The 1,796-nt window shown below is 69.3% G+C and carries 2 protein-coding genes and 1 pseudogene; 2 read left to right on the forward strand and 1 reads right to left on the reverse strand.

Annotated features, from left to right (window positions below):
* A pseudogene (locus HKK72_RS38955) lies at positions 1-533 on the forward strand (hypothetical protein); the annotation flags it as partial.
* A 51-nt stretch (positions 534-584) separates the two neighbouring features.
* Here HKK72_RS38955 and HKK72_RS38960 read toward each other — a convergent pair.
* Complete coding sequence (locus HKK72_RS38960; RefSeq protein WP_187239385.1) at positions 585-911, reverse strand: chorismate mutase; 327 nt, start codon at positions 909-911, stop codon at positions 585-587.
* A 482-nt stretch (positions 912-1,393) separates the two neighbouring features.
* Between HKK72_RS38960 and HKK72_RS38965 the strand changes: the two genes are divergently transcribed.
* The coding region (locus HKK72_RS38965; RefSeq protein WP_187239386.1) for a FadR/GntR family transcriptional regulator at positions 1,394-1,796 on the forward strand (403 nt) is incomplete at its 3' end.

A 1,796-nucleotide genomic window follows, 5' to 3' on the forward strand; every position in this document is an offset into this window, starting at 1 on the left:
CCGAGGCCGCGAGATGCCGTGAGCCCATCCCGCTCGGCAATCCCGGGTCGGTGCTGCGTCCCTTGGTGATCGGGCAGCGGGACGTACCGGTGATCCTCAACCCGGACCAGGCCACGGCCCCACTCGACGTCGTGGCCTCGGCTTTCGTCCACGGTGCGGGCGCGGCCGGGGAAAAGGTCTACACCGCGCTGCTGGACATGCTGGAGCACATCGAGGCCGATCAGGGGCAGACTTACCTTGACAACGTCCTGGCGGTACAACCAGAGCATGCCCGCCGACTGCTGGAGATGCTGATGACCACACGTACCCACGAATACAAGAGCGACTTCTTCCGGCGCGCTCACGGTGAGGGCAAGGCAGAGGGCAAGGCAGAGGGTGAGGCCAAAGCCATCCTCGGCTTCCTCGCGGCTCGTGGCCTTCCTGTCTCGGATGAGGCACGTGCCCGAATCACTGCGTGCACTGATCTCGATCAGCTGGACAGCTGGATTCAGCGGGCGCCGACCGTGGAGTCGGCGGCAGACCTTTTCGACTGACGCGTCTTGCCGCAGGGTCTGTGTGCGGCAGTCTGCTCCGGCGGCCGGGCCTCATCCGCGGTGACGGCTCACCGGACCCGTGGCCGGCCGTGGCCTGTGTGCGGCATGCTCGGCCATTTCCAGCTCGATGAAGGCATCGATCATCGCCTGCCAGACCGACTCGGCGACCGCGGGATCCAGTCCCGCGGTGGCGGCGCGCTCACGTGCCTTCGCGATCACCTGGGCCACCCTGGCGGGTGCGCGGACCGCTTGTTCATCGGTCTTGAACTCGGCGGCCGCTCGTACCAAGGACTGCCGGTCGGCCAGCAGGCGCACCAGGTCGGCGTCGATGTCATCGATGCGGGCACGGACATCTTCGAGCGATAGGGGGTCAGGCATGTCCTGATCATCCCATCACCCTCGACGCGGCCCGTAGCCCAGCGGGCCCACGGCGGTGACCGCTCGCCACTCGATCCATCGCCGCGTTCCCGTGAACGTTCACCGCGCACCCTGATCTGGCGATGTGGGACGCCCCATCCCAGGCTCATGGCCAGGGGGTGATGCTACCGGCCGGGCCGTTACGCGCTTGGCGGGGTGTGGCCATCGGCTTGCCGCCGAGACGCGGCGCGCGGCAGGCTGCTCGGATCGGTGGGCCCGGCGGAGGCCGTGGGGCCCGTCCGACGCGGTGGCCGGTCGTGGCCGGGTGCGCCACTTGTGAGGGATTATTCATATTTATGAGTAATGCAGATCCGGCCTCGGGGCGGCTCGCCGGCCGTGTCGCGGTGGTGACCGGTGGAGTACGGGCCCGGTGCGCGGGTCGATTGAGCGCCGCGAAGGATTCGGCGTGAGCGGCGGACCGCGTCGAGGGATCGGGTGACGGCATGGCCCGCTACAGCGGCCGGGGTGTGCACGGCCAGATCGTCGAGACGATCGCGCGCCTGATCTTCACCGGCGCCTACCCACCCGGTGCGACCATCGATGTCGTCGAACTGCAGGGCCGGCTCGGGGTCAGCGCGACGGCGTTGCGCGAGGCACTCAAGGTGCTCGCCGCCAAGGGGCTCCTCGCGGCGCGGCCCAAGATCGGCACTTTCGTCCGGCCCCACGCGGACTGGAACCTGCTCGACGGAGACGTCATCCGGTGGAAATTCGCGGCCGGGCCCGATCGGGCCTTCCTCGACGACCTCCACGAGATCCGGTCGATCGTCGAGCCGGTCGTGGCCGGGCTCGCGGCGCGGCGACGCGGCGACCAGGACCTCGCCGCGCTCGAAGGCGCGCTGGACCGGA

The sequence above is a fragment of the Actinomadura sp. HBU206391 genome (assembly GCF_014323665.1).
GTDB lineage: Bacteria > Actinomycetota > Actinomycetes > Streptosporangiales > Streptosporangiaceae > Actinomadura_C.